4 protein-coding genes and 1 pseudogene are annotated in these 6104 nt (G+C 75.5%); 4 read left to right on the top strand and 1 reads right to left on the bottom strand.

The features are described from left to right. Positions 1-235: 235 nt before the first annotated feature. Positions 236-727 (bottom strand): transcriptional regulator BldD, encoded by a 492-nt coding sequence (gene bldD, locus ACVJO7_RS21345; RefSeq protein WP_344028325.1) that lies wholly within the window; start codon positions 725-727, stop codon positions 236-238. 574 nt (positions 728-1301) lie between these two features. Between bldD and pyrR the strand changes: the two genes are divergently transcribed. From pyrR to carA, 4 genes and pseudogenes are all read left to right on the top strand, one after another. After that, positions 1302-1892 carry a bifunctional pyr operon transcriptional regulator/uracil phosphoribosyltransferase PyrR gene (gene pyrR / locus ACVJO7_RS21340; protein ID WP_344028328.1) on the top strand — a complete coding sequence of 197 codons (591 nt, stop codon included), beginning with the start codon at positions 1302-1304 and terminating at the stop codon, positions 1890-1892. Beyond that, complete coding sequence (locus ACVJO7_RS21335; protein WP_344028330.1) at positions 1889-2833, top strand: aspartate carbamoyltransferase catalytic subunit; 945 nt, start codon at positions 1889-1891, stop codon at positions 2831-2833. Before pyrR ends, ACVJO7_RS21335 begins: the two co-directional genes overlap by 4 nt. Before the next feature lie 5 nt (positions 2834-2838). Then, entirely contained in the window at positions 2839-4131 is a 1293-nt protein-coding gene (locus tag ACVJO7_RS21330) for a dihydroorotase (RefSeq protein ID WP_491674334.1), read from the top strand. Next, positions 4128-5273 (top strand): annotated as a pseudogene (gene carA / locus ACVJO7_RS21325) (glutamine-hydrolyzing carbamoyl-phosphate synthase small subunit); the annotation flags it as partial. The gene ACVJO7_RS21330 and the pseudogene carA, both read left to right, overlap by 4 nt. Positions 5274-6104 lie beyond the last annotated feature (831 nt).

Raw genomic sequence — 6104 nt, 5'->3', positions numbered from 1 at the left:
GGTGGTGGGGGGGGGGGGGGGGGTGGGGGGGGGGGGGCGGGGGGGGGGGGGGGGCCCCGGGGCGGGGGGGGGGGGGGGCCGCCCCGGGCGGGGGGGGGGGGGGGGGGGTGTGGGGGGGGGGGGGGGGGGGGGGGGGGGGGGGGCGGCGGCCCCCCCCCCCCCCCCCCCCCCCCACCGCCGGGCCGTACACCGGACGCGCCGCCCTTCCCCTGGGGCGCGACCGGTGCGGACCCGATCATCCCACCTGGCCGCCCGGGCGTGCCTCGGGAGGTAGCACACCCCACTCGATGAGCTGGTCGGTCAGCTCACCGGGCGACATGTCGTAGATGATCGCCAGCGAGCGGAGGTCCTCGGCGCGGATCGAGAGGACCTTGCCGTTGTAGTCGCCGCGCTGGCTCTGGATGGCCGCCGCGTAGCGGGCCAGCGGGCCCACCTTGTCCGCGGGCAGCTGCTGCAGCCGCTCCAGGTTGATCACGATCTTGGTGGCCGGCTCGCTGCCGGACGGGATGCGTCCCTCGGGGAGCAGCTCGGCCACCGGCACCCCGTAGAAGTCGGCCAGCTCGGCCAGCTTCTGCACGGTGACCGCACGGTCGCCGCGCTCGTAGGAGCCCACGACGACCGCCTTCCAGCGTCCGCCGGACTTCTGCTCGACGCCGTGCAGCGACAGCCCCTGCTGCTGCCTGATCGCCCGGAGCTTCCCCCCGAGCGCCTTGGCGTAGTCGCCCATCGATCCCCTCGTTCCTGACGGTGGCGTGCCGGCGGCGGACGGGTCGGTCACCGGCGGTGCGCCGGACCCCGCCCCGCCGTAGCCCCTGTGGGTGGTCCCCGGTCTCCGGCGGTGAGTCCGGTGCCGCGTGGCGCGTCCGGATCCGGTGTCCGTCGCGCGCCCTGCGACACTGCTGCACGTTCCCTGTTTGATACGGAGAGTAATCTTCCGGGTCGGCTCCGGCGCGGTCAAGTTCGACCCCCTGCTCGGGGGGTTGACGAGCGGTTTCCCACACGAACGGGGCAGTCCGTGTCCCTCGTCAGCGGTAGCGGTGGGTGCCGGAGCACGGGGTGGACCACACCTCCCGGGCCCCCGCATGGGCAGAATCGGGTATCGCATGACGACCGCCGCGGACGACCACGGCCACTGCGGATCGTCACCGGACCGTGACCTCGATCGGGTGGTGGGGGTGTGGCCCGGCTCGCCCTGTGACGCGCTGCGGCCGGGCCGCGGTGCCCCGGCGCCGGTTGCTAGGTTGGTGCGGCAACGCCGTCCTTTAAGACCCGTCCGGTGAGGCGGGGAAGGAGCACACCTCGTGGCGCAGAACCGCCGCGGGGACGTCGGTGCGCAGGATCCCGGCCGGGAACTGCTCAGCGCCGCCGACGTCACCCGCACCATCGCGCGCATCGCGCACCAGATCATCGAGAAGACCGCCTTCGGCCCGGACAGCCCGGACGATCTCGTCCTGCTCGGCGTCCCGACCCGGGGTGTCCACCTGGCGCACCGGCTGGCCGCGGCGATCGCCGAGTTCACCGGCGTCGCCCCCGCGGTCGGGTCGGTGGACGCCACCCTCTACCGCGACGACCTGCGCCGCGGCCCGGCCCGCGCGCTGGAGTCCACCGCCGTCCCCGAGGGCGGGGTGGACGACAAGCTCGTCGTGCTCGTCGACGACGTGCTGATGTCCGGGCGCACCACCCGCGCCGCACTGGACGCGCTGCGCGACGAGGGCCGCCCGCGGATCGTCCAGCTCGCCGTCCTGGTCGACCGCGGGCACCGGGAGCTGCCGATCCGCGCCGACTACGTCGGCAAGAACGTGCCGACCTCGCGCTCGGAGCAGATCCTGCTCTCGCTCACCGAGATCGACGCCCGGGACGGCGTCTGGATCACCCAGGAGGAGCCCTCGTGAGGCACCTGCTCTCGGTCGCCGATCTCGACGCCAGTGAGGCGACGGCGCTGCTGGACACCGCCGACCGGCTGCGCCAGGCGCTGCTCGGCCGCGAGGTCCGCAAGCTGCCGACGCTGCGCGGCCGGACGGTCATCACGATGTTCTACGAGAACTCCACCCGCACCCGGGTGTCGTTCGAGATCGCCGGCAAGTGGATGAGCGCGGACACGGTGAACGTCGCCGCGTCCGGCTCGTCGGTGTCGAAGGGCGAGTCGCTGCGCGACACCGCGCTGACGCTGTCCTCGATGGGCGCCGACTGCGTGGTCGTCCGGCACCCGGCCTCCGGTGCGGCGCACCGGCTGGCGCAGTGGGTGGACGCGTCCCGGGAGGCGACCGGCACCCCGACCGCGATCGTGAACGCCGGGGACGGTACGCACGAGCACCCCACCCAGGCGCTGCTCGACGCGGCGACGCTGCGGGACCGGCTCGGCGGGATCGCCGGGCGGCGGATCGTGATCGTCGGCGACGTCCTGCACTCGCGGGTGGCCCGGTCCAACGTGCTGCTGCTGGCAACCCTGGGCGCCGAGGTGGTGCTGGTGGCGCCGCCGACGCTGCTGCCCGCCGGGGTCGAGCAGTGGCCGTGCCGGGTCGCGCACGGCCTGGACGCCGAGCTGCCGGCGGCCGACGCGGTGATGATGCTGCGGGTGCAGGCCGAGCGGATGCACGGCGGGTTCTTCCCGTCCGCCCGCGAGTACGCGATCGGCTACGGCCTCTCCGCGGACCGGGCCGCGCTGCTCGCCGGGCACGCCGTGGTGCTGCACCCGGGCCCGATGGTGCGCGGCATGGAGATCGCACCCGCGGTCGCCGACGCGCCGAACTCCGCCGTCCTGCAGCAGGTGCGCACCGGTGTGCACGTGCGGATGGCCGTCCTCTACCACCTTCTCGCCGGAGCACCGGAGTGAACAGCATGACCGACCTCCTGATCACCGACGCCCGGCCCTACGGCGGCGACCCGACCGACCTGCTGGTCACCGACGGCGTCGTCACCGCCATCGGCACCGGCCTGGACGCCCCGGAGGGCGTCGAGGTGCTCGACGCCGGCGGCGCGGTCCTGCTGCCCGGCTTCGTCGACCTGCACGTGCACCTGCGCGAGCCCGGCGGGGAGGAGTCGGAGACGATCGAGACCGGCAGCCACGCCGCGGCGCTGGGCGGGTTCACCGCCGTGTTCGCGATGCCGAACACCGACCCGGTCGCCGACTCCGACGTCGTCGTCGAGCACGTGTGGCGGCGTGGCGCCGAGATCGGCCTGGTCGACGTGCACCCGGTCGGCGCGGTCACCGTCGGGCTCGGCGGCGAGCGCCTCGCCGAGCTGGGCACGATGGCGAACTCCCGGGCCGCCGTCCGGATGTTCTCCGACGACGGCCGCTGCGTGAACGACCCGCTGATCATGCGACGCGCGCTGGAGTACGCCTCGGCGCTGGACGCGGTCGTCGCCCAGCACGCCGAGGACCACCGGCTCACCGTCGGCGCGCAGGCGCACGAGGGCGCGGTCGCGGCCCGGCTCGGCCTGACCGGCTGGCCCGCGACGGCCGAGGAGACCATCGTCGCCCGGGACTGCGCGCTGGCCCGCGAGGCCCGCGCCCGGCTGCACGTCTGCCACATCTCGACCGCCCGCACGATCGACGTGCTGCGCGCGGCGAAGGCGCAGGGCGTGCAGGTGTCGGCCGAGGTGACCCCGCACCACCTGCTGCTCACCGACGGCCGGCTGACCGGCTACGACCCGGTGAACAAGGTGAACCCGCCGCTGCGCACCGCGGAGGACACCCGCGCGATGCGCGAGGCGCTGGCCGAGGGCGTGATCGACGTCGTCGCCACCGACCACGCGCCGCACGCCGCGCAGTACAAGGACACCGAGTGGCAGGCCGCCAAACCGGGCATGCTGGGCCTGCAGACGGCGCTGTCGGTGCTGATCGAGACGATGGTCGAGCCGGGCCTGCTGGACTGGCACGGCGTGGCGCGGGTGCTCTCCGAGCGCCCGGCCGAGATCGGCAGGCTGGCCGACCAGGGCAGGCCGATCGCCGAGGGCGAGCCGGCGACGTTCGCGCTCGTCGACCCGGACGCGGTCTGGACGGTCCGCGGCGCGAACCTGGCGAGCAAGGCGGCGAACACGCCGTACGAGGGAATGCGGCTGCCCGGTGCGGTGGTCGCGACGGTCCTGCGTGGCCGGATCACCGCGCGGGACGGGAAGGTTCAGGCATGACGAGCACGGGCAGCGCACGGAGCACGCGGGACGGTGGCGGCGGGGACGGTAGCGCCCTGCTGGTCCTCGAGGACGGCCGGATCTTCCGCGGCGAGTCCTACGGTGCGACCGGCCAGAGCCTCGGCGAGGCCGTGTTCACCACCGGGATGACCGGCTACCAGGAGACCCTGACCGACCCGTCGTACCACCGGCAGATCGTGCTGCAGACCGCACCGCAGATCGGCAACACCGGCTGGAACGACGAGGACGACGAGTCGGCCCGCATCCAGGTCGCGGGCTACGTGGTCCGCGACCCGTCCCGCCGGCCGTCGAACTGGCGGGCGACCGGATCGCTGGAGGACGCGCTGCGCGCCCAGGGCGTCGTCGGGATCGCCGGGATCGACACCCGGGCCGCGGTGCGGCACCTGCGCGAGCGGGGCGCGATGCGCGCCGGGGTCTTCTCCGGCGACGCGCTGGCCGACGACGACGAGCTCGTCGACCGGGTCCGGCAGAGCCCGCAGATGGAGGGCGCCGACCTCTACGGCGCCGTCACCACCGCCGAGCCCTACGTGGTGCCCGCGGTGGGGGAGCGCCGGTTCGTCGTCGCCGCGCTGGACGTCGGGATCAAGTACAACACCCCGCGGATGATGGCGGCCCGCGGCATCGAGGTGCACGTGCTGCCCGCATCCAGCACGATCGAGGAGATCGAGTCGCTGCGCCCGGACGGGTTCTTCGTCGCGAACGGCCCCGGGGACCCGGCGACCGCCGACGGGCCGGTCGCGCTCACCCGGCAGGTGCTCCAGCGGCGGATCCCGCTGTTCGGCATCTGCTTCGGCAACCAGATCCTGGGCCGCGCGCTCGGCCGGGACACCTACAAGTTGCGCTACGGGCACCGCGGCATCAACATCCCGGTGATCGAGCACGCCACCGGCCGGGTCGCGATCACCTCGCAGAACCACGGCTTCGCCGTCGCCGGCGAGGCGGGCGAGGAGTTCGTCACCCCCTACGGCCGCGCCGCGATCACCCACACCTGCCCGAACGACGGCTGCGTGGAGGGCATGGCCGGGATCGACTTCCCGGCGTTCTCGGTGCAGTACCACCCGGAGGCGGCGGCCGGCCCGCACGACGCGGCCGACCTGTTCGACCGGTTCGCCCAGCTCATGACCGACAACCCGGTCGGCTACGCCGGTGTCGCCGCGCGCCGCCCGGACGGCGCCGGGCCGGTGCCGTACCCGGCCCCGGACGACCTCCCGGATCAGCACGACGGCCCGGATCAGCACGACCTTGCGGACCGGGACGCCCGGCCGGACCGGGACGCCCTGCCGGACCGGGACGCCCTGCCGGACCCGGCGGTCGGCGGTCCCGCGCCGGATCCCGATCCGGCCACCGGCGCCGTGTCCGGGGCCGCCACCGGCGAGCCCGGTGCGGCCGGCGGCGCCGTCCCCCGGCCCGTCCGGCAGGCATCGGCGCAGACCGCGCAACCGTCCCCGGTGGCACCGCCGTCGGCGACGGCGGGCCCCTCGGTCGACCTGAACCCGGAACGCGCCGCCGGCCCGGGCGGTGTTGATCAGGCCGGCCCGGCCGGTGTCGATCAGGCCGGCCCGGCCGGTGTCGATCAGGCCGGCCCGGCCGGTGTCGACCCGGCCGGCGCGGCTGATGACCCCGCACCGACCACCCGGCTGCCGGTCACCCCGCCCGGCGGCGCCCCGGCGGCCGGCCGGACCGGTGGCGCCCCCGTGTCCGGCCCGGCCGACGAGCCGCCGACCAGCAGGCTGCCCACCGTGCCGGGCCCCGGCACGCCGGACCCGCTGACCGCGCCGTTCTCCGACATCGAGAACGCGCTGCGCCGCGAGGGCGGTGCACCCGGCGGCCCGGCCGCGCCGCACACCCCCGAGCGCGACGCCGATCCGGTGACCGGCCGGTCCGGCCCGGTCGACGACCGACCCTGGCCACCACCCCCGGCCGGAAGCGCCGACGCCGAGCAGGCCCGGCAG

This window comes from Pseudonocardia sp. DxW (genome assembly GCF_058448985.1).
Note: the sequence above shows the minus strand (reverse complement) of the source record. Positions and strands in the feature narration are given on the sequence as shown.

What these genes read in the sequence shown, in the direction of transcription:
- bldD (WP_344028325.1), bottom strand. Translation starts at nt 727, where the DNA reads ATGGGCGACTACGCCAAGGCGCTCGGGGGGAAGCTCCGGGCGATCAGG.
- ACVJO7_RS21330 (WP_491674334.1), top strand. Translation starts at nt 2,839, where the DNA reads ATGACCGACCTCCTGATCACCGACGCCCGGCCCTACGGCGGCGACCCG.